The following is a 24,018-nucleotide window of genomic DNA, read 5'->3' as shown; positions in this document are numbered from 1 at the left end:
AAAGCGTGCAGGGTAATGCCCATGACGCCGGGGCCTCGCGTTTCCCTAAAATCCACTCATTGACCAAAGGAGAGTCCTCACATGGAACGTCGTGAATTCATGCACAAGAGCTCGGGCGCCACGGTGCTCGGGCTGGCCGCCGCCGCAGGCCTGCTGCCGGCCGCCGCCAGTGCGCAAAATGCCCCGGGCTGGAACAAGGCCGCATTCGAAACCAAGTCGCTCAATGACGCCGTCAAGGCGCTCGGCGGAAGCGCTGCGGTGGAAAGCAAGGACCTGGTGCTGCAGGCGCCGGAAATCGCCGAGAACGGCAACGTGGTGCGCATCGGCGCGCAAAGCAACATTCCCGGCACTACGCAGGTGGCCTTCGTCATCGAAAAGAACCCCTACGCGCTGACGGCGGTGTTCGACATCCCGGCCGGCACCGACGCCAGCGTGGCGACCAACGTCAAGATGGGCCAGTCGTCCAACGTCTATGCGCTGGCCAAGGCGGGCGACAAGTATTACTACGCCGTCAAAGAGGTCAAGGTGACGCTCGGCGGCTGCGGCGGTTGATCAAGGAGAACAAGAATGTCCGATCCGATGCGAATCCGTGCCCAGGTGCAGGGCGACAAGACCACCGTGCGCGTGCTGGTGAGCCACGAAATGGAAAGCGGCCAGCGCCGCGACGGCGCCGGCAAGATCATCCCGGCCTGGTTCATCCAGAGCATCAGCGCGGTGTATGACGGCAAGACCGTGATGAGCGCGCAATGGGGCCCGGCCGTGGCCAAGAACCCCTTTGTCCAGTTCAGCTTCAAGGGCGGCAAGGCCGGCGACAAGGTCAGCGTGAGCTGGGTGGACAATCGCGGCGACAAGCGCACCGACGAAGCCGTCATTTCCTGACGCCGCGCCGGCACAGTCCCTGACATGAACAACAAGAGGAGAACACGATGAAATGGAGCTTGATGGGGCTGGCGGCGCTGTGCGTGCTGCCGCTGTCCGCTGCAGCCCAGAAGAGCACGGCCGACGGCATTGCCGAATACCGCGCGATGCTGCAGGATGGCAATCCGGCCGAGCTGTTCGAGGCGCGCGGCGAGGGGCTGTGGAAGCAGGCGCGCGGCCCGAAGAACGTTTCGCTCGAGAAATGCGACCTGGGCAAGGGGCCGGGCGTCGTCAAGGGCGCCTTCGTCGAGTTGCCGCGCTACTTCGCCGACACCCAGCGCGTGCAGGATCTCGAGTCCCGCCTGCTGACCTGCATGGAAACGCAGCAAGGCTTCAACGCCGCGGAGATCGCCAAGACGCCGTTCGGCGCCGGCGAGCAGAAGACCCTGGAATCGCTGGTGGCCTTCATCTCGGCCGAGTCGCGCGACATGACGTTCAACCTGCCGCAATCCCATTCCCAGGAAAAGCTGGCCTATGAGGTGGGCAAGCGCCTGTTCTACCTGCGCGGCGGCCCCTACGATTTCTCCTGCGCCTCGTGTCACGGCGAGGACGGCAAGCGGGTGCGCCTGCAGGACCTGCCGAACCTCACGAAGAATCCCGGCGCGGGCAACGGCTTCGGCGCCTGGCCGGCCTACCGCGTCTCCAGCGGCGAGCTCTGGAGCATGCAGCGCCGCCTCAACGACTGCTACCGCCAGCAGCGCTTCCCGTTCCCGGGCTTCGCCTCGGATGCGACGATCGCGCTCGGTGTCTACATGGGCGTGAACGGCAAGGGCGGGGTCTCCACCGCACCGGCTCTCAAGCGTTAACACGGCAGGAAGCATTGACATGAAGAAGAAAACCTACAGGCATGCCGGGCTGCTGGCGTTCAGCGCCGTCCTCGCGGGATGCGCCACCGGCCCTTCCACGCAGCAGGTCGACGAGGCCACGCAGCAGGTGCTCAAGTCCTCGTTCCGCGAGCAGGGCATCGCCAAGCTCGACCGCCTGGTGCTCGACGCCTCGAACAAGGCCTGCTCCGAAGCGGCCGGCGCCAACCTTGACGACAAACTGGCGAAATCCATCGAGGCCGCCAACCTCGCCACGGTGAAGCTGCCGGCCGACGGTAAATTCCTGGGCGACTGGCGCGAGGGCGAAAAGATCGCCCAGAACGGCCGCGGCCTGACCTGGAGCGACAAGCCCGGCGAAGCGAATGGCGGCAGCTGCTACAACTGCCACCAGATCAGCAAGGCCGAGCTGTCGTTCGGCTCGATCGGGCCGAGCCTCTACAACTACGGCAAGATCCGCGGCGTGGCCGATCCGGCGTCGCCCGGCAGCCGGGCCATCGTCGAATACACCTGGGGCAAGCTCTGGAATGCCAAGGCCTACAACGCCTGCTCCGGCATGCCGCGCTTCGGCCATGCCGGCATCCTGAACGAAGGCCAGATCCGCGACGTGATGGCGCTACTGCTCGACCCGAAATCGCCGGTCAACCAGTGATTTGAGAGTGTTTTATGCCCGAGGTCCAGGTGGCTCGGGCATTTCCTGCTATTGAAACGATAGCATCCAAGGCGAAACCCATGAACTTGTCCCGCCGCGAATTTGCCAGCGTGATGGCCGCCGCACTGGCCAGCGGCTTCCCGCTGGCGCGCGAAGCCAGCGCACAGCAGGCCGCGAACCTGTACGACGCGCCGAAGTCCGGCAACGTGCACCTGCTGCACATGACGGACTGCCATGCGCAGCTGCTGCCGGTGTACTTCCGCGAGCCGTCGGTCAACCTCGGCGTGGGCGCCATGCGCGGGCAGATGCCGCATCTGGTGGGGCAGAACCTGCTGAAGGCGGCGGGGCTGAAGGCCGGCACGCCCGAGGCGCACGCTCTGACCTACCTCGATTTCGAGCGCGCGGCGCGGCAGTACGGCAAGGTCGGCGGCTTTGCGCACCTGGCCACGCTGGTCCAGCGGCTCAAGGCCTCGCGCCCCGGGGCGCTGCTGCTCGACGGCGGCGACACCTGGCAGGGCAGCGCCACCGCGCTCTGGACGCAGGGGCAGGACATGGTCGATGCCTGCAAGCTGCTGGGCGTGGACGTGATGACCGCGCACTGGGAGTTCACCTATGGCGAGGAGCGCGTCAAGCAGATCGTCGAGAAAGAGCTGGCCGGCAAGATCGAGTTCCTGGCGCAGAACGTCAAGACCAACGATTTCGGCGACCCGGTGTTCAAGCCCTATGTGATCCGCGAGATGAACGGCGTGCCGGTGGCCATCGTCGGCCAGGCCTTTCCGTACACGCCGATCGCCAATCCTTCCTGGCAGATGCCGAACTGGACCTTCGGTATCCAGGAAAAGGAGCTGCAGGACACCGTCAACGAAGCCCGCGCCAAGGGCGCGCAGGCCGTGGTGCTGCTCAGCCACAACGGCATGGACGTCGACCTGAAGCTGGCCTCGCGCGTGAGCGGCATCGACGCCATCCTGGGCGGCCACACGCACGACGGCGTGCCGGTGCCGGTGATCGTGAAGAACCCCGGCGGCCAGACCATCGTCACCAACGCGGGCAGCAACGGCAAGTTCCTCGGTGTGCTCGATCTGGAGGTCAAGGACAGGAAGGTCACGGCATTCCACTACCGGCTGCTGCCGGTGTTCGCCCACCTGCTGCCGGCCGACCCCGCCATGGCGGCGCTGATCGACAAGGTGCGCGCGCCGCACAAGGCGAAGCTTGAGGAAACACTGGCCACGACCGAGGGCACGCTGTATCGCCGCGGCAACTTCAACGGCACCTTCGACCAGCTCATCCTGGATGCGCTGATGGAGGTGCGCGGCGCCCAGATCGCGTTCTCGCCGGGCTTTCGCTGGGGCACCTCGCTGCTGCCGGGGCAGGCCATCACGCGCGAGCATGTGATGGACCAGACCGCCATTACCTATCCCTGGACCACGCTCACCGACATGACGGGCGAGACGATCAAGACCATTCTGGAAGACGTGGCCGACAACCTCTTCAACCCCGATCCCTACTACCAGCAGGGTGGCGACATGGTGCGCGTGGGGGGCCTGAGCTACACCTGCGACCCCAACGCCAGAATGGGTTCCCGCATCCAGGGCATGCGCCTGGGCGGCCAGCCGATCGAGGCCGGCAAGACCTACAAGGTGGCAGGCTGGGCGCCGGTCAACGAAGCCAGCAAGAACGCCGGGCCGCCGGTATGGGACGTGGTCGAAACCTGGCTGAAGGCGCACAAGACGGTCAAGCCGCTGCGGCTGAACAATCCCCAGCTGCTGGGCGTGGACGGCAATCCGGGCCTGGCCGCCTGACGCCGATCGGCCCGGAACCGGCGTTCCAGCACCAAAAGCGAACGGGCGTTCCATTCGTGGCCATCGATTCGGTGGCACAATCCTGCCTGTACTTAGGCCCTTCCCCAGCCACAGTCGCATCCGCCAATCGGTTCAGCCGTGTCGCGGAAGGTTTCTCAACCAGCTAATGTTTCCCGAAGGGAAACGGAGGTCAGCGCAACATGAGTGAGACAAATTCTGTCTACACCGCCTATCAAGGCAATTCGTATCTCTTCGGCGGCAACGCGCCGTATGTCGAGGAGATGTACGAGAACTATCTAGCCAACCCGGGCAGCGTGCCCGACAACTGGCGCGACTACTTCGACGCCCTGCAGCATGTGCCCGCCGTGGACGGCAGCAATGCCAAGGACGTGCCCCACCTGCCGGTCATCAACGCATTCGCCGAGCGCGCCAAGCAGGGCATGACCCGCGTGGTGGAGGCCAGCGGCGCAGACTCCGAGCTGGGGCGCAAGCGCACCGCGGTGCAGCAGCTGATCGCCGCCTACCGCAACGTGGGCGTGCGCTGGGCCGACCTGGACCCGCTCAAGCGCACCGAGCGCGAAAAGATTCCCGAACTGGAGCCCTCGTTCTACGGCTTCAGCGATGCCGACCAGGAAACCGTGTTCAACACCAGCAACACGTTCTTCGGCAAGGACACCATGTCCCTGCGCGACCTGATGAACGCGCTGCGCGAGACCTACTGCGGCACCATCGGTGCCGAGTACATGTACACCACCGACCAGAACCAGAAGCGCTGGTGGCAGCAGAAGCTTGAGGCGGTGCGCAGCAAGCCCAACCTGTCGGCCGACAAGAAGAAGCACATCCTGGACCGCCTGACGGCCGCCGAAGGCCTGGAGCGCTTCCTGCACACCAAGTATGTCGGGCAAAAGCGCTTCTCGCTCGAAGGCGGCGAGAGCTTCATCGCCTCGATGGATGAGCTGATCCAGGATGCCGGCGCCCGTGGCGTGCAGGAAATCGTGATCGGCATGGCCCACCGCGGCCGCCTGAACGTGCTGGTGAACTCGCTGGGCAAGATGCCCGCCGACCTGTTCGCCGAGTTCGACCACACGGCGCCCGAAGAGCTGCCCAGCGGCGACGTCAAGTACCACCAGGGTTTCAGCTCCGACGTCACCACCAGCGGCGGGCCGGTGCACCTGAGCCTGGCCTTCAACCCCTCGCACCTGGAAATCGTGAACCCGGTGGTCGAAGGCTCGGTGCGCGCGCGCATGGACCGCCGCGCCGACCCGCAAGGCAAGCAGGTGCTGCCCGTGTTGGTGCACGGCGACGCCGCCTTCGCCGGCCAGGGCGTGATCATGGAAACCCTGGCGCTGGCCGAAACGCGCGGCTACTTCACCGGCGGCACGGTGCACATCGTCATCAACAACCAGATCGGCTTCACCACCTCCGATCCGCGCGACAGCCGCTCCACGCTGTACTGCACCGACGTGGTCAAGATGATCGAGGCGCCGGTGCTGCACGTCAACGGCGACGATCCCGAAGCGGTGGTGCTGGCGACCCAGCTCGCGCTCGAGTTCCGCATGGAGTTCCGCAAGGACGTGGTGCTCGACATCATCTGCTTCCGCAAGCTGGGCCACAACGAGCAGGACACGCCGGCGCTGACCCAGCCGCTGATGTACAAGAAGATCGCGGCGCACCCCGGCACGCGCAAGCTGTACGCCGACAAGCTGGCCGCGCAGGGCCTGGGCGCCACGCTGGGCGACGACATGGTCAAGGCCTACCGCGCCGCGATGGATGCCGGCAAGCACACGGTGGACCCGGTGCTGACCAACTTCAAGAGCAAGTACGCGGTCGACTGGAGCCCGTTCCTCGGCAAGAAGTGGACCGATGCGGGCGACACCGCGATCCCGCTGGCCGAGTGGAAGCGCCTGGCCGAGAAGATCACGACCATTCCCGCCTCCGTGACGCCGCACCAGCTCGTCAAGAAGGTCTATGACGATCGTGCGGCCATGGGCCGCGGCGACATGCCGGTGGACTGGGGCATGGGCGAGCACATGGCCTTCGCCTCGCTGGTGGCCAGCGGCTACCCGGTGCGCCTGTCGGGCGAAGACTGCGGGCGCGGCACCTTCACGCACCGCCATGCCGTCATCCATGACCAGAAGCGCGAGAAGTGGGACATCGGCACCTACACACCGCTGCAGAACGTGGCCGACAACCAGGCCCCGTTCGTCGTGATCGACTCCATCCTGTCCGAAGAGGCGGTGCTGGGCTTCGAGTACGGCTACGCGTCCAACGACCCGAACACGCTGGTGATCTGGGAAGCGCAGTTCGGCGATTTCGCCAACGGCGCGCAGGTCGTGATCGACCAGTTCATCGCTTCGGGCGAGGTGAAGTGGGGCCGCGTCAACGGCATCACGCTGATGCTGCCGCACGGCTACGAAGGCCAGGGCCCGGAGCACAGCTCGGCGCGCCTGGAGCGCTTCATGCAGCTGTCGGCCGACACCAACATGCAGGTGGTGCAGCCCACCACGGCCAGCCAGATCTTCCACGTGCTGCGCCGCCAGATGGTGCGCAGCCTGCGCAAGCCGCTGATCATCATGACCCCGAAGTCGCTGCTGCGCAACAAGGACGCGACCTCGCCGCTGTCCGAGTTCACCAAGGGCGGCTTCCAGACCGTGATTCCGGAGCACAAGGAGCTCAAGGCCGACAAGGTCAAGCGCGTCATCGCCTGCTCGGGCAAGGTCTATTACGACCTGGCCAAGAAGCGCGAGGAAAAAGACTTCGACGACACGGCCATCATCCGCGTCGAGCAGCTCTATCCGTTCCCGCACAAGGCTTTCGCGAGCGAACTCAAGAAGTATCCGAATGCCACCGAAGTGGTCTGGTGCCAGGACGAGCCGCAGAACCAGGGCGCCTGGTTCTTCGTGCAGCACTACATCCACGAGAACATGCTCGAAGGCCAGAAGCTCGGCTACTCGGGCCGCGCCGCGTCGGCATCGCCCGCCGTCGGCTACTCGCATCTGCACCAGGAGCAGCAGAAGGCGCTGGTGGACGGCGCCTTCGGCAAGCTCAAGGGTTTCGTGCTGACCAAGTAAGGCCGGCCCCCGCACACAGAACACATAGATACAGATACGGAAAGAATTCAAATGGCTATCGTAGAAGTCAAAGTTCCCCAGTTGTCCGAGTCCGTTGCCGAAGCCACGATGCTGCAATGGAAGAAGAAGGCCGGCGAGGCCGTGGCGGTCGATGAAATCCTGATCGAGATCGAAACCGACAAGGTCGTGCTCGAAGTGCCGGCGCCGGCCGCCGGCGTGCTGGCCGAGATCGTGGTGGCCGATGGCGGCACCGTCGTCGCCGAGCAGCTGATCGCGAAGATCGACACCGAAGGCAAGGCCGGCGCCGCCGCGCCCGCGGCAGCGGCGCCTACCGCTGCACCGGCAGCCGCCCCGGCGCCTGCCGCAGCCGCTGCTGCCACGGGGGAGGCCATGGCAGGCGTGGCCATGCCGGCCGCTGCCAAGCTGATGGCCGACAACAACCTGGCGACGGGCTCCGTGCCGGGCACCGGCAAGGACGGCCGCGTGACCAAGGGCGATGTGCTCGGCGCCGTGGCTTCCGGCGCGGCGGCCAGGCCCGCGGCGCCCGTGGCGATCCCGGCCGCAGCCCCGGCGGCGGCCTTGCCCCAGGTGGCGGCCCCGGCCGTGAAGCTGGGCGACCGCCCCGAGCAGCGCGTGCCCATGAGCCGCCTGCGCGCCCGCATCGCCGAGCGCCTGCTGCAGTCGCAAGCGACCAACGCGATCCTGACCACCTTCAACGAAGTGAACATGGCGCCCGTGATGGAGCTGCGCAAGCGCTTCCAGGACAGCTTCACCAAGGAACACGGCGTCAAGCTCGGCTTCATGAGCTTCTTCGTCAAGGCCGCGGTGCATGCGCTCAAGAAGTACCCCGTCATCAACGCCAGCGTGGACGGCAACGACATCGTCTACCACGGCTACTTCGACATCGGCATCGCCGTCGGCAGCCCGCGCGGCCTGGTGGTGCCGATCCTGCGCAACGCCGACCAGATGAGCTTCGCCGACATCGAGAAGAAGATCGCCGAATACGGCAAGAAGGCACAGGACGGCAAGCTGGGCATCGAGGAGATGACCGGTGGCACGTTCTCCATCTCCAACGGCGGCACCTTCGGCTCCATGCTGTCCACGCCCATCATCAACCCGCCGCAGTCGGCCATCCTGGGCGTGCACGCGACCAAGGACCGCGCCGTAGTGGAGAACGGCCAGATCGTCATCCGCCCGATGAACTACCTGGCCATGAGCTACGACCACCGCATCATCGACGGCCGTGAAGCCGTGCTGGGCCTGGTGGCGATGAAGGACGCGCTGGAAGACCCCTCGCGCCTGCTGTTCGACATTTGATCAACCTTGCGGGGCAGGGCGCGGCAACACCGCGCCCCGCCTCGAACTGACTGGAAATCATGAGCAAGAACTTTGACGTGATCGTCATCGGCGGCGGCCCCGGCGGCTACATTGCCGCCATCCGCGCCGCGCAACTCGGCTTCAACGTGGCCTGCATCGACGAGTGGAAGAACGACAAGGGCGGCCCGGCGCCGGGCGGCACCTGCACCAACGTGGGCTGCATTCCCTCGAAGGCGCTGCTGCAGTCCTCCGAGCACTACGAGCACGCCGGCAAGCACTTTGCCGATCACGGCATCGAGGTCAAGGGCCTGGGGCTCGACCTGGCGAAGATGCTGGGCCGCAAGGACACCGTGGTCAAGCAGAACAACGACGGCATCCTGTACCTGTTCAAGAAGAACAAGGTCAGCTTCTTCCATGGCCGCGGCTCCTTCGTGAAGGCCGTTCCACCCGGTGAGGGTGGAACCTCCGGTTCCACGGGCGACTATGAAATCAAGGTCGCCGGCATCGCCGAAGAAACGCTCATTGGCAAGCACATCATCGTGGCCACGGGCTCCAATGCCCGCGCGCTGCCCGGCGTGCCGTTCGACGAAGAGAGCATCCTGTCCAACGACGGCGCTCTGCGCATCGGCGCGGTGCCGAAGAAGCTGGGCCTGATCGGCTCGGGCGTGATCGGCCTGGAGATGGGCTCGGTCTGGCGCCGCCTGGGCGCCGAGGTGACGGTGCTCGAAGGCCTGCCGACCTTCCTGGGCGCGGTGGACGAGCAGATCGCCAAGGAAGCGAAGAAGGCGTTCGACAAGCAGGGCCTGAAGATCGAACTCGGCGTCAAGGTCGGCGAGGTCAAGGCCGGCAAGAAGGGCGTGTCGGTGGCCTACACCAATGCCAAGGGCGAGGCGCAGACCCTGGACGTGGACAAGCTGATCGTCTCGATCGGCCGCGTGCCGAACACGATCGGCCTCGGCGCCGAGGCCATTGGCCTGAAGCTGGACGAGCGCGGCGCCATCGTGGTGGACGACGACTGCAAGACCAGCCTGCCCAACGTCTGGGCGGTGGGCGACGTGGTGCGAGGCCCGATGCTGGCGCACAAGGCCGAGGAAGAGGGCGTGGCGGTGGCCGAGCGCATTGCCGGCCAGCACGGCCATGTGAACTTCAACACCGTGCCCTGGGTGATCTACACCAGCCCCGAGATCGCCTGGGTCGGCCAGACCGAGCAGCAGCTCAAGGCCTCGGGCCGTGCCTACAAGGCCGGCACCTTCCCGTTCCTGGCCAATGGCCGCGCACGCGCGCTGGGCGACACCACGGGGATGGTGAAGTTCCTGGCCGATGCGGCGACCGACGAGATACTGGGCGTGCACATCGTCGGGCCGATGGCCAGCGAGCTGATCGCCGAGGCCGTGGTGGCGATGGAGTTCCGCGCCAGCAGCGAAGACATCGCACGCATCTGCCATGCGCACCCGTCGCTGAGCGAGGCGACCAAGGAAGCTGCCTTGGCCGTCGACAAACGCGCGCTGAACTTCTGATTTGGAATCAAATAGGCTCCATGTCCGCGTCCCGCGGTCATGGAGTGCTATTGAATCCATAGCAAATGGAAGATCGCCCGTGAACGTCCGTCAGGTCTATGAAGCCGAGCTGGTTGCGCGGGGCTATCGGAGCGACCCCGCGCAGCTGCGTGCCGTCGATGCGCTGGAGCGCTGCGCCGACGAATGGGCGGCCTACAAGCAAAAGCGCTCCAACAGCCTCAAGAAGCTCATCAACCGGCCGGATATTCCGCGCGGGGTCTACATGTACGGCGGAGTCGGGCGCGGCAAGAGCTTCCTGATGGACTGCTTCTACAACGCCGTGCCGATCCGGCGCAAGACGCGCCTGCACTTCCACGAATTCATGCGCGAGGTGCACCGCGAGCTGGCCGAGCTGCAGGGCACGGTCAACCCGCTGGACGAGCTGGGCCGGCGCATGGCGCTGCGCTACAAGCTGATCTGCTTCGACGAATTCCATGTGGCCGACATCACCGATGCGATGATCCTGCACCGGCTGCTGGCGGCGCTGTTCGACAACGGCGTGGGCTTCGTCACCACCTCCAACTTCCGGCCGGACGATCTCTACCCCGACGGCCTGCACCGCGACCGGCTGCTGCCGGCGATCGCCTTGCTCAACGAGAAGCTCGAAGTCATCAGTGTGGACAACGGCACGGACTATCGCCAGCAGACCCTGTCCCAGTTGAAGCTCTACCACACGCCTCTGGGCCCGCAGGCCGATGCCGAGATGAGCGAGGCCTTTGACCGGCTGGCGGAATCGCAGGACGAAGATCCGGTGCTGCACATCGAGGCGCGCGAAATCCGGGCGCGGCGCAAGGCCGGCGGCGTGGTCTGGTTCGACTTCAGGACCCTGTGCGGCGGGCCGCGCTCGCAGAACGACTACCTCGAGATCGCGTCCCAGTTCCACACGGTGCTGCTGAGCGACGTGCCCTACATGCCGGTGCGCATGGCGTCCGAGGCGCGGCGCTTCACCTGGCTGGTGGACGTGCTTTACGACCGGCGCGTCAAGCTCATCATGTCGGCCGAAGTGCCGCCGCAGGCGTTGTACACGGAAGGGCCGCTGGCCCACGAGTTCCCGCGCACCGTCTCGCGCCTGAACGAGATGCAATCGGCCGAATTCCTGGCGCTGGAGCGCCGCATGGTGGATACCCGTCTGACATGAAACGCCTGCTGTTCTCCCTGTTGTCGCTGGCGATCTGCACGGTCGCGGCCGGGCAGCAGGCCGCTGCCGGCGCCGAAGACTCCCCGGTGGCGGCCGAGCGGGCGCGCATCAGCGCCGAGCGCAGCAAGGTCGAGGCCGCCTACACCGCCGAAGAGGCGGCTTGTTACAAGAAATTCTCGGTCAACGACTGCCTGAGCGCCGCCAAGGCGCGCCGGCGGGTGGCGATGGCGGATCTGCGCCGCCAGGAGATCTCGCTCAACGACTCCGAGCGCAAGCGCAAGGGCGCCGAGCAGATCCAGCGCATCGAGGAGAAATCGTCCCCCGAAAAGCAGCAGCAGGACGCCGACCGGCGCGCCAAGGCCCTGGAGGACCAGCAAAAGCGCGAGGACCGGGCTGCCGAGAAGGCCGGCAAGCGCGCGGAAACCCAGGCCGGCGAGGGCGGCAAGCGCCAGGCCCGCGACGACAAGCTGCAGGGGCAGGCCGAGCATGCCGCATCGCGCGCGAGCAAGGCGGCTTCGGCGGCCGAGGAGGCACGGCGCTACAACAGCCGGCAGCAGGATGCCGCCGAGCACAAGGCGAATCGCCTGCAGAAGAACGCCGAGCGCACCAAACCCCGCTCCGATCCGCTGCCCGCGCCGCCCTGAGGCGGCCGTCCGTTCAGCGGCCCTCGGCCAGAGGCGGCAACGGGGCGATCGCGGGCCGTTCGGGCGCCAGGGGCTCGAGCTTCACGATGACCAGCGACAGGTTGTCGCCGCCTCCGCGGCCGCGCGAGCGAGCCTTGTCGATCAGGAATTCGCTGGCTTCCCGCGGCGACAGCGAGGACAGCACCGAACCGAGCTCATTGGGGCTGAAGTAGTGCCAGACACCGTCGCTGCACGCCATCAGCACATCGCCGGGGCGCATCTGCGGGATGAAATGCGTGTCGGCCGGCGGATCGTCCTCGGTGCCCAGGCAGCCCATCAGGATGTTGGACTGCGGGTGGATGTTGGCTTCTTCCTCGGTGATTTCGCCGCGCTCGACCAGGGTCTGCACATAGGAATGGTCCAGTGTGCGCTTGACCAGCTTGTTGGCGTGGAAATGGTAGATCCGGGAGTCGCCGGCATGAACCCAGTGGCAGTCCCCGCCGGGGTTGAGCAGGAACGCGGCCACGGTGCTGTGCGGCTCCTGCTCGGCCGAGATGGCCGTCAGCTTGATGACGATGTGCGCTTCCTGCACCAATTGCTTGAGCATGGACGGCGCATCGTCGGTTTCGGGGGCGTAGCGCTCGAACAGCTGCTTGGCCGTCATCATGACCTGGTCGGAGGCCTTGCGGCCGCCGCTGCGGCCACCCATGCCATCGGCAACCACGCCGAGCACGCAGCCCGTCACGCGCGGGTGGCTGAGCAGTGCGATCTGGTCCTGCTGGTATTCGCGGTCGCCTCTGTGAATGCCGGTCGCTGCGGTAAGTCGGTAACCTTTGGCCATATTGAAATTTCGAAACGCCCTATTGTTGCGCACGCGCTCGATTAATTCCCGGTAAACACGTATTATCAAGCGAACTCGACGACAGCCGCGATGGCCCTGATTGACCTCTTGGACTCCAACCTGCACTCCCCCGAGCGGCGCCTGATCGAGCTGCGCATCGAACATGCCGATCTGGATGCCCTGATCGACCGCATCGGTCACGACACGCCGGTGGACGAACTCATGATGCGCCGCCTGAAAAAAAGGCGGCTCGGCCTGCGCGACGACATCTCGCGCCTGGAGCAGGCCCTCGATCCCAAAGAACCCGCGTGAGCAAGGCCTGGCCGCCCCGGGGCGGAACGACGGCCGCCGCAAGGCGCGCACGCGCCGTGGCTGACGCAGCGATCCATGCGAGAGGCGCCCGATGAGCCTGCTGTCGCTCGTCGAGGAAGCGTTTGCGCCCGAGGGCGTGCTGTCGCGCGCGGCCGAGCAGTTCTGCCCACGCGAGGGGCAGACCGCGATGGCGCTGGCCGTGGCCCGGGCCGTCGAAGAGGGCGGGCTGCTGGTGGTGGAGGCCGGAACGGGCGTCGGCAAAACGTTCTCCTACCTGGTGCCGGCCTTGCTCAGCGGTGAGCGGGTCCTGCTGTCCACCGCCACCAAGACCCTGCAGGACCAGCTTTATGGCCGCGATCTGCCGCGTCTGCTGCAGGCCCTGGGCTTGCCATTGCGCACCGCGCTGCTCAAGGGGCGCAGCAGCTATCTGTGCCTGCATCGCATGGAACTGGCGCGCCGCGATGCGGCGCTGCCGGACCGTGGCGCCGTGCGCGCCCTGGCCAAGGTCGAGCAATGGTCGAAAGCCACGCGCACCGGCGACCTGGCCGAGATGCCCGGGCTGGACGAGCGTTCGCCGGTGATTCCCCTGGTCACGTCCACCCGCGACAACTGCCTCGGCGCGCAGTGCCCCCAGTTCCGCGCCTGCCACGTCAACCTGGCGCGCCGCGAGGCGCTGGCCGCGGACGTGGTGGTCATCAACCATCATCTGTTCTTTGCCGATCTCGCGGTGCGCGAATCGGGCATGGCCGAACTGCTGCCTTCCGTGCGGGTGGCGATTTTCGACGAGGCGCATCAGCTCAACGAAACCGGCGTCCAGTTCCTGGGCTCGAGCCTGACCACCGGCCAGGTGCTCGATTTCGCCCGCGACCTGCTGGGCACCGGGCTGCAACTGGCCCGCGGCCTGGTGGACTGGCAACTGCTGGCTTCGGACGTCGAGCGCGCCGGGCGCGACCTGCGCCTGGCGGTGGGCAAGGGCGGGCTGGGCGGCAAGCTGCGCTGGGCCGGCCCGGCGCCCGAGGGTGTGCCTGCGGCGGCCTGGGAAGAGACCCTGCATGCCCTTCACGCAGCCTGCCTGCGGGCGATGGCCGGGCTGGCCACGGTGAGCGAGATCGCGCCCGACTTCGTGCGCCTGCATGAACGGGCCGGCTTGCTGGCCGAACGGGTCGAGTGCTTTGCCCGGCCTGGCGCGCCGGAGGCCGTGCGCTGGCTCGATGTGGGCACGCAGCTGCGCCTGCAGGAATCGCCGCTCGACATCGCCGAGGCGGTGCAGACGCGGCTGCTGAATCGCGATGCAGGGGGCGCTGAGGCCGGCGGGCCGGGCCGCACCTGGGTGTTCACTTCCGCCACGCTGGGCGACGATGAGCGCCTGCGCTGGTTCACCGAGCCCTGCGGCCTGGGCGCGGCCGAGGTGCTGCGCGTGGGCAGCCCGTTCGACTACGCCCGGCAGTCCGCCCTCTATGTGCCGGCCCATCTGCCCAAGCCGAGCGATCCCTCCCACAGTGCGCAGGTGGCTGCGCTGGTGGCTGCTGCCGTGCGCCGCCTGGGCGGGCGGGCCATGGTGCTCACCACCACGCTGCGGGCGCTCAGGGCGATCGGCGAGGCATTGCAGGCCGAGTTTGCGGACTCGGGCGAGCTGGAGGTGCTGGTGCAGGGGCAGTGGCCCAAGCGCCGCCTGATGGAGCGTTTTCGCGAGGGCGCGGCGGGCGGCGGTCAGCCGGGTTGCGTGCTGGTGGCCTCGGCGTCGTTCTGGGAAGGGGTGGACGTGCCCGGCGATGCTCTGCAACTGGTGGTCATCGACAAGCTGCCGTTTCCACCGCCGAACGATCCGCTGGTCGAGGCCCGCTCGCAGCGGCTCGAATCACAGGGGCGCAGCCCGTTCAAGGACTATTTCGTGCCGGAAGCTGCCGTGGCGCTCAAGCAGGGGGCGGGGCGGCTGATCCGGCGCGAGTCGGACCGCGGCATCCTGGTGGTGTGCGACACGCGCCTGACCGGCATGGGCTATGGGCGGCGGCTGCTGGCGGCTCTGCCGCCGATGCGGCGGCTTCAGTCGCAGGCGGAATTCGAGGAGGCGCTGGATGCGCTCACCAGAGCTGCCACCACGGATCCGAGCGCGTCTTGAAGCCGCGGCTCAGGTATTCGCTCTGGGGATAGCTCTTTTCCATCACGCGCTTGGTGTCGTCGCGCAACTGGGTCATGCCCAGCGCATCGTAGGAGCGGTACAGGATGAACAGGGCTTCCTCGAGCGCCGGCACGTCGCGGTAGTCGGCCAGCGCGATCTGGGCCCGGTTGACGGCGGCCACGTAGGCGCCGCGGCTGTAGTAGTAGCGGGCCACGTGCACCTCGTACTGGGCCAGCGAATTGACGATGTAGGTCATGCGCTGGCGGGCGTCGGGGGTGTAGCGCGAGTCGGGGAAGCGTGCCGCCAGCTCCTTGAACGATTCGAACGATTCCTTGGCGGCCTTCTGGTCGCGCTCAGACAGATCCTGCCGCGACAGGAACGAGAACAGCCCCAGGTTGTCGTTGAAGTTGACGATGCCCTTGAGGTACAGCGCATAGTCCAGCGCCGGGCTGGACGGGTGCAGCTTCATGAAGCGGTCGAGCGTGGCGATGGCCTGGGCCTGCTCATTGGACTTGTACTGGGCGTAGGCCTTGTCGAGCTGGGCCTGCTGCGCCAGCGGCGTGCCGGCGGCGCGGCCTTCGAGCTTCTCGAGCAGCGGAACGGCCTTGTCGTAGCCGCCGGAACTCATCTCGTCCTTGGCTTCGGCATAGATCTTGTTCGGGCTCCAGCCGGCGGTCTTGTCCTCCTTGGTGCTCGAGCACGCTGACAGCAGCAGGGCCAGGGCCACCGCGGACAGCGCAGGGACAACCGATAATTTGGCTCGAAACATTAGGGACATCTTTCTTGAATCAGGGCCATTTCATTATATCGAGCGACCCCGCGGCCGAAGAGGCTGCCGAGGGCCTGGACGACGCGGCCGCCGAGGCCGAGTGGCGTCCGTTGACCGTGGGGCCGGCACAGCATGGCGAGCGCCTCGACCGGGCGCTGGCGGAGCTGGTGCCCGAATTTTCGCGCAGCCATCTGCAGCAGCTGCTCGAGGCCGGCGCCGTCACGCTGAACGGCGTGGTCGCGCTCAAGTCCTCGGCCCGGGTCAAGGCCGGCGACCAGGGCGTGATCGAGCTGCGGCCCACGCTGCAGAGCCAGGCCTTCAAGCCCGAAGCCATGGCGCTGGACGTGGTGTTCGAGGACGAACACCTGCGGGTCATCAACAAGCCGGCCGGCCTGGTAGTGCATCCGGCGCCGGGCAACTGGAGCGGCACGCTGCTCAACGGCCTGCTGGCACGCGACGAGCAGGCGCGGCTGCTGCCGCGCGCCGGCATCGTGCACCGGCTGGACAAGGACACCAGCGGCCTGATGGTGGTGGCCCGCACCCGGGCGGCGATGGATGCGCTGGTGCAGCAGATCGCGGCGCGCGAGGTGAGCCGGCAGTATCTTGCGCTGGCGCATCGCCCGTGGGCCGGGCCGGAGCAGCGGCAGGTCGAGGCGCCCGTCGGCCGCGATCCGCGCAACCGGCTGCGCATGGCGGTCGTCGATCTGAGCAAAAACGCCGGGAAGTCCGCGAGCACCGGTCTTGAGCTGCTACAAAATTCGGAGCAGGGCTGCTGGGTGCGCTGCACGCTGCAAACCGGCCGCACGCACCAGATCCGGGTCCACATGGCGTCCATCGGCCATCCGCTGGTGGCCGATGCGCTGTATGGCGGCGCGCCGGCCGCCGGGCTGGAGCGCCAGGCGCTGCATGCGTTCCGGCTCGCGTTCGTCCATCCCGCCACGCAGCAGCCGCTCGAGTTCCGGGCCGCCTTGCCCGGCGATCTGAGCCGGGCCTTGCAGGCCTGGGGGCTGAGTTACAATTCACCGTAGTGGCCCCAGGGCCATGGCCCCCGCCGCTCTGCGGAGTGGCACCCGTTGCGCAGCTTCCCGGTTGGCCGCAACGCTCGAACTAAAACGCGCCTGTTGGCGCCTTTTCCCGGAATCGCAACATCATGAATACGGCGGATGCCAAGCGTGTCCTCGAAACCGCCTTGATCTGCTCGCAGCAACCCTTGCCGGTGCGCGAGCTGCGCGTGCTGTTCAATGACGAACTCGGGGCCGACACGATCAAGACCCTGCTGCAGGACCTGCAGAACGACTGGGCCCAGCGCGGCGTCGAGCTGGTCGGCGTGGCCAGCGGCTGGCGCTTCCAGAGCCGGCCCGAGATGCGCGAATACCTGGACCGGCTGCATCCCGAGAAGCCGCCCAAGTACACCCGCGCCACGCTGGAGACGCTGGCCATCATCGCCTACCGCCAGCCGGTCACGCGCGGCGACATGGAAGACATCCGCGGCGTCACCATCAACACGCTGATCCTCAAGCAGCTCGAGGACCGGGGCTGGGTCGAGGTCATCGGCCACCGCGAGGCGGTCGGCCGTCCGGCGCTGTTCGCCACCACGCGGCAGTTCCTCGACGATCTCGGCATCGAATCGCTCGACCAGCTGCCCATGCTGGACAACCCGGCCCAGCAGGCCAGCGTGCTGGAATCCCTGAACCATCTGAGCGCCACATTGCAGCCGGGCCTGCCCATCGATGCGGACGCACCCCACGAGGAAGAGGCCGCGGTCACCGCGGCGGAGTCCGGCGAGGTCGCCTCGGGCGACGAGGCCGGGCCCATTGGAACCCCATCATGAACGAACACACTCCCGGCACGGCAACCCAGGCATCCGCCGACGAAATTGAGGAAAACAAGGCGCAGGTCCTTGTCCCGCGGCCGCGAGATGCTATGGAATCTGTAGCAGAGGAAGCACTCGAAGCGCAGGACGACGACCGCGACGAGGAGGATGACGAAGACGACGAGGACGGCCCTGGCCGCCGCCGCGCGTCCGAGGCGCCGCGTGCTGCCGAGCCGGAGGCCAACCGCTTTGCCGACGTGGTGTCGGGCCAGTTCGATGCCGACGAGGAGAGCGCCGAGCTGGCGCCGCCCAAGCGCGTGCTGGGCGCCCAGGTCGACACGCCCAAGCTGCACAAGGTGCTGGCCCAGGCCGGGCTGGGTTCGCGCCTCGAGATGGAGCAGCTCATCATGGAAGGGCGCATCTCGGTCAACAACGAGCCGGCCCACATCGGCCAGCGCATCCAGTTCGGCGATTCCGTCAAGGTCAACGGCAAGCCGATCCGCTTTCGCATCGCGCCGCCGCCGGCCCGGGTGATCGCCTACCACAAGCCGGTGGGCGAGGTCGTGACGAACGACGATCCGCAGAACCGGCCCACCGTGTTCCGCAAGCTGCCCAAGCTGTTCCAGGGCAAATGGCAGTCGGTCGGCCGGCTCGACCTGAACACCGAAGGCCTGCTGCTGTTCACCAGCTCGGGCGAACTGGCCAACAAGCTCATGCACCCGCGCTTCGGGCTGGAGCGCGAGTACGCGGTGCGCGTGCTCGGCGCCTTGAGCAACGAGGAGCGGCAGCGCCTGCTGGACGGCGTGAAGCTGGACGACGGCATGGCCCAGTTCGGCTCGATCGAGGACGGCGGTGGCGAAGGCTCCAACTGCTGGTACCGGGTGACGATTTCCGAGGGCCGCAACCGCGAGGTGCGGCGCATGTTCGAGGCGGTCGGCCATGCCGTGAGCCGCCTGATCCGCATCCGCTACGGCGCCATGGTGCTGCCGCGCGGGCTCAAGCGCGGGGCCTGGATGGAGCTCGACGAGCGCGACATCCGCGCCCTGATGCAGGCCGCCGGCGCCGAGCGGGCTGCCGGCCGCGGCCAGGCGGGCGGGCAGGCCGATGACGCCGAAGGCCAGGGCCGCGGCGGCAATCGCAACAACCGCCGCCGGGGCGGGCGCAGCGGCGGGCCGCGTGGCGACGGCCAGCGCCAGCCGCCCTCCCAGGCGGGCAACGGCAATGGCGGCGGCCAGGGCCAGCGGCGCAAGGACCGCTCCGACCGTGGCGACCGCCAGGGGCAGGGCGGCAATGCGCAGCCCGATCCGATGAAAACCGCCTTCGGCTACATCGGTGCCGACAGTTTCACGCGCCAGCGCCAAGGCCCGGGCCAGGGACAGCGCCGCGGCCCCGGGGGCGGCGGTGGCATGGGCGGCGGACAGCGCCGGGGCGGCGGTGGCGGCCGCGGCCGCTGATCCGGACGCCAGGCGGCGCGCACGGCCGCGCTGACAGGATTGTTTTTGCCTGATTTCACGGGGAAATCACCCGGGCAGGCTAAAATACAAGGCTTTGCCCAATGGGCGAAAAATCGAAACCACAAGTTCAGGATCAAAGACTCATCATGGCTATCGAACGCACCCTTTCCATCATCAAACCCGACGCTGTGGCGAAAAACGTGATCGGCCAGATCTACGCCCGTTTCGAGGCCGCCGGCCTGAAGATCGTGGCCGCCAAGATGGCCCACCTGTCGCGCGGCGAAGCCGAAGCCTTCTACGCCGTGCACAAGGAACGTCCCTTCTTCAAGGACCTGGTGGATTTCATGATCTCCGGCCCGGTGATGATCCAGGCGCTCGAAGGCGAGAACGCCATCCTGAAGAACCGCGAGCTGATGGGCGCGACCGATCCCAAGAAGGCGGCCCCGGGCACCATCCGCGCCGACTTCGCCGACAGCATCGATGCCAATGCCGTGCACGGCTCCGATGCCGCCGAAACCGCCCAGGTGGAAGTCGGCTTCTTCTTCCCCGGCATGAACGTTTACTCCCGGTAATCGTTCCCGATGCGATGACGGCCAACCTGCTCGACCACGACCTCGACGGTTTGGCCGCCTTCTGCGAGCGGCTCGGCGAAAAACGCTTCCGGGCCACCCAGCTGTTCCGCTGGATCCACCAGAAGGGCGCTTCCGACTTCGACCAGATGAGCGATCTGGCCAAGTCGCTGCGCGAGAAGCTCAAGACGGCGGCCCATGTGCAGGGCCTGCCCGTCATCACCCAGCACGAGTCCGCCGACGGCACCATCAAGTGGCTGTTCGACGTGGGCGACGGCAATGCCGTCGAAGCCGTTTTCATTCCCGAGGATGACCGGGGCACGCTGTGCGTGTCGTCGCAGGCCGGCTGCGCGGTCGGCTGCCGCTTCTGCTCCACCGGCCACCAGGGCTTCAGCCGCAACCTGACCGCGGGCGAAATCATCGCCCAGCTCTGGTTCGCCGAGCATTTCCTGCGCCGGCATCTGAAGACCGACGAGCGCGTGATCTCCAACGTGGTGATGATGGGCATGGGTGAGCCGCTGCAGAACTATGCGGCGCTGGTGCCTGCATTGCGCACCATGCTGGACGACCATGGCTACGGCCTGTCGCGCCGCCGCGTCACCGTGTCCACCTCCGGCGTGGTGCCGATGATGGACCGGCTCGGCGAGGACTGCCCGGTGGCGCTGGCCGTCTCGCTGCATGCGCCCAACGATGCGCTGCGCGACAACCTGGTGCCGCTGAACCGCAAGTACCCGCTGGCCGAGCTGCTCGATGCCTGCCAGCGCTACCTGGCCCATGCGCCGCGCGACTTTATCACCTTCGAATACTGCATGCTCGACGGCGTGAACGACCAGCCCGAGCACGCGCACCAGCTGATCGACCTGGTGCAGCGCCACGCGGGGCGGGGCGTGTCGTGCAAGTTCAACCTGATTCCCTTCAATCCTTTTCCCGCCTCCGGACTGACGCGCTCGCCCCACAGCCGCGTGGTGGCATTCGCCAAAATCCTCAGTGATGCTGGTATCGTGACGACCGTGCGCAAAACCCGCGGCGACGATATCGATGCCGCTTGCGGCCAGCTCGCCGGGGACGTGAAAGACCGCACCCGCGTGGGCGAACGCATCACTAGGCAGCGCACCGTGATGTTGAAACCGGCCGGCGCACTGGCCGCTACCAAGGAGAGCTGAGGCATGAAAAGGTCCGCTGTGGGGTGGGAGCACGCCAGGCAATGGTTTTTCTGGGCATGGCTGGCCGCCGTCTCGCTGGGAGGGCTGGCGGGCTGCGCGTCCCATTCCTCGGGGCCGGGCGCCTCTGACAGCCACGCCGACCTGGTGACGAACTCCGACGAGCCCGAGGCCCGCAAGCGTGCGCGCATCCGCCTGGAGCTGGCCACCGGCTATTTCGAGCAGGGCCAGACCACAGTGGCGCTGGACGAGCTCAAGCAGGCGATCGCCACCGACCCCAGCTTTGCCGACGCCTACAGCCTGCGCGGCCTGGTCTACATGCGCCTGAACGACGCGCGCATGGCGGAAGACAGCTTTCGCCGGGCCATTTCGCTGAATCCGCGCGATGCCAATGCCCTGCACAACTACGGCTGGCTGATGTGCCAGCAGGCCCGCTACAGCGAGGCCGACCAGGCATTCGCCCAGGTCCTGACCAACCCCACCTACGGCGACCGGGCCAAGACCCTGATGACCCAGGGCCTGTGCCAGGCCCGGGCCGGCAAGCGCGAGGAGGCCGAGCGCAGCCTGTCGCGCGCCTACGAGCTCGACGCCGCCAACCCGGTGACCGGCTACAACCTGGCCCTGCTGTTGTACCAGCGCAGCGAATTCACGCGCGCCCAGTTCTACATCCGGCGCCTGAACAACAGCGAACTGGCCAATGCCGAGTCGCTGTGGCTGGGCGTCAAGGTGGAGCGACGCATGGAGAACCGTGAAGCCATGCAGCAACTGGTGGAGCAGCTCAAGAAGCGCTATCCCCAATCGAAGGAACTCGCGGCGTACGATCGGGGGACTTTCGATGAATGAGTCTGCTGCCTCGATGGCGGACCCGTCCGCAGCCCTGACGCCGGTGATGGAATCCGCCGTGGCGGCGGGGGCGCTGCTGCGCCAGGCGCGGGAAGCCGCGGGCCTGCATATCGCCGCGCTGGCGGTGTCGCTCAAGGTGCCGGTGAAGAAACTGGAGGCGCTGGAAGCGGGCCGCCTCGACCTGCTGCCCGACGCCGTGTTCGTTCGCGCCCTGGCGTCCAGCGTCTGCCGCACGCTCAAGGCCGACCCTGCGCCCATTCTGGACCGGCTGCCGCAACTGGGCGCGCCGCTGCTGAAGCTCGATCAGTCCGGCCTCAACGCGCCTTACCGCGCGCCCAGCGATGCCCCGCGCCCCAGCCTGTGGGGCTCGCTGTCGCGGCCGGGCCTGCTGGCCGTGCTGGCCTTGCTGCTGGCGGCCCTGGTGTTGCTGCTCCTGCCTGCCATGCCGGCGCCGCGCGATGAGCCGCCTGTGGCGGCCGCGGTGCCCGAGCAGCCGCTGCCGGCCGTGGCGGACTCCGCCGCTGCGGCGGCGGCAGCGCTCCCTGCCGCGGCCCGGCTCCCCGATGAAGCCGAGGCCGGCGCGGGGCAGTCCAAACTCCCGGCAGCGGCCACGCCTGCTGCGCCCGCCGTTGCGGCGGCCTCTACGGCGGGTGCTCCGCTGCCATCGGCGTCTGCGGCCGTCGCCGCGCCGCCGGCCGTCGCCGCGGCCGCCATGCCCGCAGCAACCTCCGGCATCGTGGTGTTCAAGGCCCGCGGCGAGTCCTGGGTCGAGGTCACCGATGCCAAGGGCACGGTGCCGCTGCGCAGGATCATGGCGTCCGGCGAGACCGTCGGCGCCTCCGGTGCGCTGCCGCTGTCCGTCATCGTCGGCCGGGCCGACTCCACCCAGGTGGAAGTGCGCGGCAAGCCGCTGGATCTCGTGCCCCTGGCCCGCGACAACGTGGCACGTTTCGAGGTGAAGTGATGGAACCCTGCCTGCCCATCGAACCGGCAGCGCCCAAGGCGCGGCGCTCCCGCCAGTCCAGCGTGGCCTGGGGTTCCCGTGTCGTCACGGTCGGCGGCGATGCGCCCGTGCGCGTGCAGTCCATGACCAACACCGACACGGTGGACGCCATCGGCACCGCCATCCAGGTCAAAGAGCTCGCGATCGCGGGTTCCGAGATGGTTCGCATCACCGTCAACACGCCCGAGGCCGCCGCCCAGGTGCCCTACATCCGCGAGCAGCTCGACCGCATGGGCATCGACGTGCCGCTGATCGGCGACTTCCACTACAACGGCCACCGCCTGCTGACCGACTACCCGGCCTGCGCCGAGGCGCTGAGCAAGTACCGCATCAACCCCGGCAACGTGGGCAAGGGCGACAAGAAGGACCGCCAGTTCGGCCAGATGATCGAAGCCGCGGTGCGCTGGAACAAGCCGGTGCGCATCGGCGTCAACTGGGGCAGCCTCGACCAGGAGCTGCTGGCCAGCCTGATGGACACCAACAGCCAGCGCGCCGAGCCCTGGGACGCCAAGTCGGTGATGTACGAGGCGCTGATCACCTCGGCCATCGACTCCGCCAAACTCGCCGAATCGATGGGCATGGACGGCCGCCAGATCATCCTGAGCTGCAAGGTCAGCGGCGTGCAGGACCTGATCTCGGTCTACCGCGAGCTGGCCCGCCGTTGCGACTATGCGCTGCACCTGGGCCTGACCGAGGCCGGCATGGGTACCAAGGGCACGGCGGCGTCGTCGGTGGCGCTCGGCATCCTGCTGCAGGAAGGCATCGGCGACACCATCCGCGTCTCGCTCACGCCGCAGCCGGGCGAATCGCGCACGCAGGAAGTGGTGATCGCCTCCGAGATTCTGCAGGCCCTGGGCCTGCGCAGCTTCGTGCCCAGCGTCACGGCCTGCCCGGGCTGCGGCCGCACCACCAGCACCACCTTCCAGGAACTGGCCAAGCAGATCGACGACTACCTGCGCGCGCAGATGCCGGTCTGGCGCGCCAAGTACCCGGGCGTCGAGAAGATGAAGGTGGCCGTGATGGGCTGCATCGTCAACGGCCCCGGCGAGAGCAAGCATGCCGACATCGGCATCAGCCTGCCGGGCACCGGCGAGGCGCCGGCCGCGCCGGTGTTCATCGACGGCGAGAAGGCGCTCACGCTGCGTGGCGAGAACATCGCCAGCGAATTCCACCAGATTGTCGAAAACTACATCGAAAAGCGCTTTGGCGAACACATCGCCGAAATCGCCTGAAGAAGAAA

At 67.4% G+C, this 24,018-nt stretch carries 22 protein-coding genes; 20 read left to right on the top strand and 2 right to left on the bottom strand.

Features of this window, described 5'->3' with window-relative positions:
* The first annotated feature begins 81 nt into the window (after positions 1-81).
* From soxY to MMF98_RS10170, 10 genes are all read left to right on the top strand, one after another.
* Complete coding sequence (gene soxY / locus MMF98_RS10215; protein ID WP_243306167.1) at positions 82-552, top strand: thiosulfate oxidation carrier protein SoxY; 471 nt, start codon at positions 82-84, stop codon at positions 550-552.
* A 15-nt stretch (positions 553-567) separates the two neighbouring features.
* Positions 568-879, top strand: a complete 312-nt coding sequence (gene soxZ / locus MMF98_RS10210) for a thiosulfate oxidation carrier complex protein SoxZ (protein ID WP_243306166.1) — start codon at positions 568-570, stop codon at positions 877-879.
* Positions 880-926: 47 nt separating this feature from the next.
* Positions 927-1,724 (top strand): sulfur oxidation c-type cytochrome SoxA, encoded by a 798-nt coding sequence (soxA, locus tag MMF98_RS10205; protein ID WP_243306165.1) that lies wholly within the window; start codon positions 927-929, stop codon positions 1,722-1,724.
* 19 nt (positions 1,725-1,743) lie between these two features.
* Positions 1,744-2,391, top strand: coding sequence for a sulfur oxidation c-type cytochrome SoxX (soxX, locus tag MMF98_RS10200; protein WP_243306164.1), 648 nt, complete (start codon positions 1,744-1,746; stop codon positions 2,389-2,391).
* 80 nt (positions 2,392-2,471) lie between these two features.
* Positions 2,472-4,190 carry a thiosulfohydrolase SoxB gene (gene soxB, locus MMF98_RS10195; RefSeq protein WP_243306163.1) on the top strand — a complete coding sequence of 573 codons (1,719 nt, stop codon included), beginning with the start codon at positions 2,472-2,474 and terminating at the stop codon, positions 4,188-4,190.
* A gap of 200 nt (positions 4,191-4,390) precedes the next feature.
* Positions 4,391-7,261, top strand: coding sequence for a 2-oxoglutarate dehydrogenase E1 component (locus MMF98_RS10190; protein ID WP_243306162.1), 2,871 nt, complete (start codon positions 4,391-4,393; stop codon positions 7,259-7,261).
* A 51-nt stretch (positions 7,262-7,312) separates the two neighbouring features.
* Positions 7,313-8,578 carry a 2-oxoglutarate dehydrogenase complex dihydrolipoyllysine-residue succinyltransferase gene (gene odhB / locus MMF98_RS10185; protein ID WP_243306161.1) on the top strand — a complete coding sequence of 422 codons (1,266 nt, stop codon included), beginning with the start codon at positions 7,313-7,315 and terminating at the stop codon, positions 8,576-8,578.
* A gap of 59 nt (positions 8,579-8,637) precedes the next feature.
* Entirely contained in the window at positions 8,638-10,095 is a 1,458-nt protein-coding gene (gene lpdA, locus MMF98_RS10180; protein WP_243306160.1) for a dihydrolipoyl dehydrogenase, read from the top strand.
* 79 nt (positions 10,096-10,174) lie between these two features.
* Positions 10,175-11,272 (top strand): cell division protein ZapE, encoded by a 1,098-nt coding sequence (zapE, locus tag MMF98_RS10175; protein WP_243306159.1) that lies wholly within the window; start codon positions 10,175-10,177, stop codon positions 11,270-11,272.
* Entirely contained in the window at positions 11,269-11,916 is a 648-nt protein-coding gene (locus tag MMF98_RS10170; RefSeq protein ID WP_243306158.1) for a hypothetical protein, read from the top strand. Before zapE ends, MMF98_RS10170 begins: the two co-directional genes overlap by 4 nt.
* A 13-nt stretch (positions 11,917-11,929) precedes the next feature.
* Here the strand turns inward: MMF98_RS10170 and MMF98_RS10165 are convergent, their stop codons facing one another.
* Positions 11,930-12,736 carry a PP2C family protein-serine/threonine phosphatase gene (locus MMF98_RS10165; protein ID WP_243306157.1) on the bottom strand — a complete coding sequence of 269 codons (807 nt, stop codon included), beginning with the start codon at positions 12,734-12,736 and terminating at the stop codon, positions 11,930-11,932.
* 108 nt (positions 12,737-12,844) lie between these two features.
* Between MMF98_RS10165 and MMF98_RS10160 the strand changes: the two genes are divergently transcribed.
* Both MMF98_RS10160 and yoaA read left to right on the top strand, forming a co-directional pair.
* Positions 12,845-13,048, top strand: coding sequence for a YdcH family protein (locus MMF98_RS10160; RefSeq protein WP_243307365.1), 204 nt, complete (start codon positions 12,845-12,847; stop codon positions 13,046-13,048).
* A 91-nt stretch (positions 13,049-13,139) separates the two neighbouring features.
* The gene (gene yoaA, locus MMF98_RS10155; RefSeq protein WP_243306156.1) at positions 13,140-15,167 is read left to right on the top strand and encodes a DNA repair helicase YoaA; all 2,028 of its coding nucleotides are present in this window, start codon (positions 13,140-13,142) and stop codon (positions 15,165-15,167) included.
* On the opposite strand, the gene MMF98_RS10150 is transcribed toward yoaA, so the two are convergent.
* Positions 15,130-15,936 (bottom strand): outer membrane protein assembly factor BamD, encoded by an 807-nt coding sequence (locus tag MMF98_RS10150; RefSeq protein ID WP_243306155.1) that lies wholly within the window; start codon positions 15,934-15,936, stop codon positions 15,130-15,132. The two genes, yoaA and MMF98_RS10150, sit on opposite strands and share 38 nt — an antisense overlap.
* Positions 15,937-15,950: 14 nt before the next feature.
* Here MMF98_RS10150 and MMF98_RS10145 point away from each other — a divergent pair, with 14 nt between their 5' ends.
* The 8 genes from MMF98_RS10145 (at position 15,951) to ispG (ending at position 24,010) form a co-directional block, all read left to right on the top strand.
* Positions 15,951-16,964, top strand: coding sequence for an RluA family pseudouridine synthase (locus tag MMF98_RS10145; protein WP_423837591.1), 1,014 nt, complete (start codon positions 15,951-15,953; stop codon positions 16,962-16,964).
* A gap of 122 nt (positions 16,965-17,086) precedes the next feature.
* Complete coding sequence (scpB, locus tag MMF98_RS10140; RefSeq protein WP_423837590.1) at positions 17,087-17,767, top strand: SMC-Scp complex subunit ScpB; 681 nt, start codon at positions 17,087-17,089, stop codon at positions 17,765-17,767.
* Positions 17,764-19,203, top strand: a complete 1,440-nt coding sequence (locus tag MMF98_RS10135; RefSeq protein WP_423837589.1) for a pseudouridine synthase — start codon at positions 17,764-17,766, stop codon at positions 19,201-19,203. The genes scpB and MMF98_RS10135 overlap by 4 nt, the downstream gene beginning before the upstream one ends.
* Positions 19,204-19,349: 146 nt before the next feature.
* Positions 19,350-19,775, top strand: a complete 426-nt coding sequence (gene ndk / locus MMF98_RS10130) for a nucleoside-diphosphate kinase (RefSeq protein ID WP_243306153.1) — start codon at positions 19,350-19,352, stop codon at positions 19,773-19,775.
* 14 nt (positions 19,776-19,789) lie between these two features.
* Positions 19,790-20,935 carry a dual-specificity RNA methyltransferase RlmN gene (gene rlmN, locus MMF98_RS10125; protein WP_243306152.1) on the top strand — a complete coding sequence of 382 codons (1,146 nt, stop codon included), beginning with the start codon at positions 19,790-19,792 and terminating at the stop codon, positions 20,933-20,935.
* 3 nt (positions 20,936-20,938) lie between these two features.
* On the top strand, positions 20,939-21,775 hold the full coding sequence (pilW, locus tag MMF98_RS10120) for a type IV pilus biogenesis/stability protein PilW (protein ID WP_243306151.1): 837 nt from the start codon (positions 20,939-20,941) through the stop codon (positions 21,773-21,775).
* Positions 21,768-22,739 carry a helix-turn-helix domain-containing protein gene (locus tag MMF98_RS10115; protein ID WP_243306150.1) on the top strand — a complete coding sequence of 324 codons (972 nt, stop codon included), beginning with the start codon at positions 21,768-21,770 and terminating at the stop codon, positions 22,737-22,739. The genes pilW and MMF98_RS10115 overlap by 8 nt, the downstream gene beginning before the upstream one ends.
* Positions 22,739-24,010 carry a flavodoxin-dependent (E)-4-hydroxy-3-methylbut-2-enyl-diphosphate synthase gene (ispG, locus tag MMF98_RS10110; protein ID WP_243306149.1) on the top strand — a complete coding sequence of 424 codons (1,272 nt, stop codon included), beginning with the start codon at positions 22,739-22,741 and terminating at the stop codon, positions 24,008-24,010. Before MMF98_RS10115 ends, ispG begins: the two co-directional genes overlap by 1 nt.
* Positions 24,011-24,018: the final 8 nt, after the last annotated feature.

Origin of the sequence: Variovorax terrae, assembly GCF_022809125.1 — a bacterium.
Lineage (GTDB): Bacteria > Pseudomonadota > Gammaproteobacteria > Burkholderiales > Burkholderiaceae_C > Variovorax_A > Variovorax_A terrae.
This window is presented reverse-complemented; position numbering and strand designations above follow the sequence as displayed.

Coding starts and splice junctions, on each gene's coding strand:
- soxY (WP_243306167.1), top strand. CDS start 82: ATGGAACGTCGTGAATTCATGCACAAGAGCTCGGGCGCCACGGTGCTC.
- soxZ (WP_243306166.1), top strand. CDS start 568: ATGTCCGATCCGATGCGAATCCGTGCCCAGGTGCAGGGCGACAAGACC.
- soxA (WP_243306165.1), top strand. CDS start 927: ATGAAATGGAGCTTGATGGGGCTGGCGGCGCTGTGCGTGCTGCCGCTG.
- soxX (WP_243306164.1), top strand. CDS start 1,744: ATGAAGAAGAAAACCTACAGGCATGCCGGGCTGCTGGCGTTCAGCGCC.
- soxB (WP_243306163.1), top strand. CDS start 2,472: ATGAACTTGTCCCGCCGCGAATTTGCCAGCGTGATGGCCGCCGCACTG.
- MMF98_RS10190 (WP_243306162.1), top strand. CDS start 4,391: ATGAGTGAGACAAATTCTGTCTACACCGCCTATCAAGGCAATTCGTAT.
- odhB (WP_243306161.1), top strand. CDS start 7,313: ATGGCTATCGTAGAAGTCAAAGTTCCCCAGTTGTCCGAGTCCGTTGCC.
- lpdA (WP_243306160.1), top strand. CDS start 8,638: ATGAGCAAGAACTTTGACGTGATCGTCATCGGCGGCGGCCCCGGCGGC.
- MMF98_RS10170 (WP_243306158.1), top strand. CDS start 11,269: ATGAAACGCCTGCTGTTCTCCCTGTTGTCGCTGGCGATCTGCACGGTC.
- MMF98_RS10165 (WP_243306157.1), bottom strand. CDS start 12,736: ATGGCCAAAGGTTACCGACTTACCGCAGCGACCGGCATTCACAGAGGC.
- yoaA (WP_243306156.1), top strand. CDS start 13,140: ATGAGCCTGCTGTCGCTCGTCGAGGAAGCGTTTGCGCCCGAGGGCGTG.
- MMF98_RS10150 (WP_243306155.1), bottom strand. CDS start 15,936: ATGTTTCGAGCCAAATTATCGGTTGTCCCTGCGCTGTCCGCGGTGGCC.
- scpB (WP_423837590.1), top strand. CDS start 17,087: ATGAATACGGCGGATGCCAAGCGTGTCCTCGAAACCGCCTTGATCTGC.
- MMF98_RS10135 (WP_423837589.1), top strand. CDS start 17,764: ATGAACGAACACACTCCCGGCACGGCAACCCAGGCATCCGCCGACGAA.
- ndk (WP_243306153.1), top strand. CDS start 19,350: ATGGCTATCGAACGCACCCTTTCCATCATCAAACCCGACGCTGTGGCG.
- rlmN (WP_243306152.1), top strand. CDS start 19,790: ATGACGGCCAACCTGCTCGACCACGACCTCGACGGTTTGGCCGCCTTC.
- pilW (WP_243306151.1), top strand. CDS start 20,939: ATGAAAAGGTCCGCTGTGGGGTGGGAGCACGCCAGGCAATGGTTTTTC.
- MMF98_RS10115 (WP_243306150.1), top strand. CDS start 21,768: ATGAATGAGTCTGCTGCCTCGATGGCGGACCCGTCCGCAGCCCTGACG.
- ispG (WP_243306149.1), top strand. CDS start 22,739: ATGGAACCCTGCCTGCCCATCGAACCGGCAGCGCCCAAGGCGCGGCGC.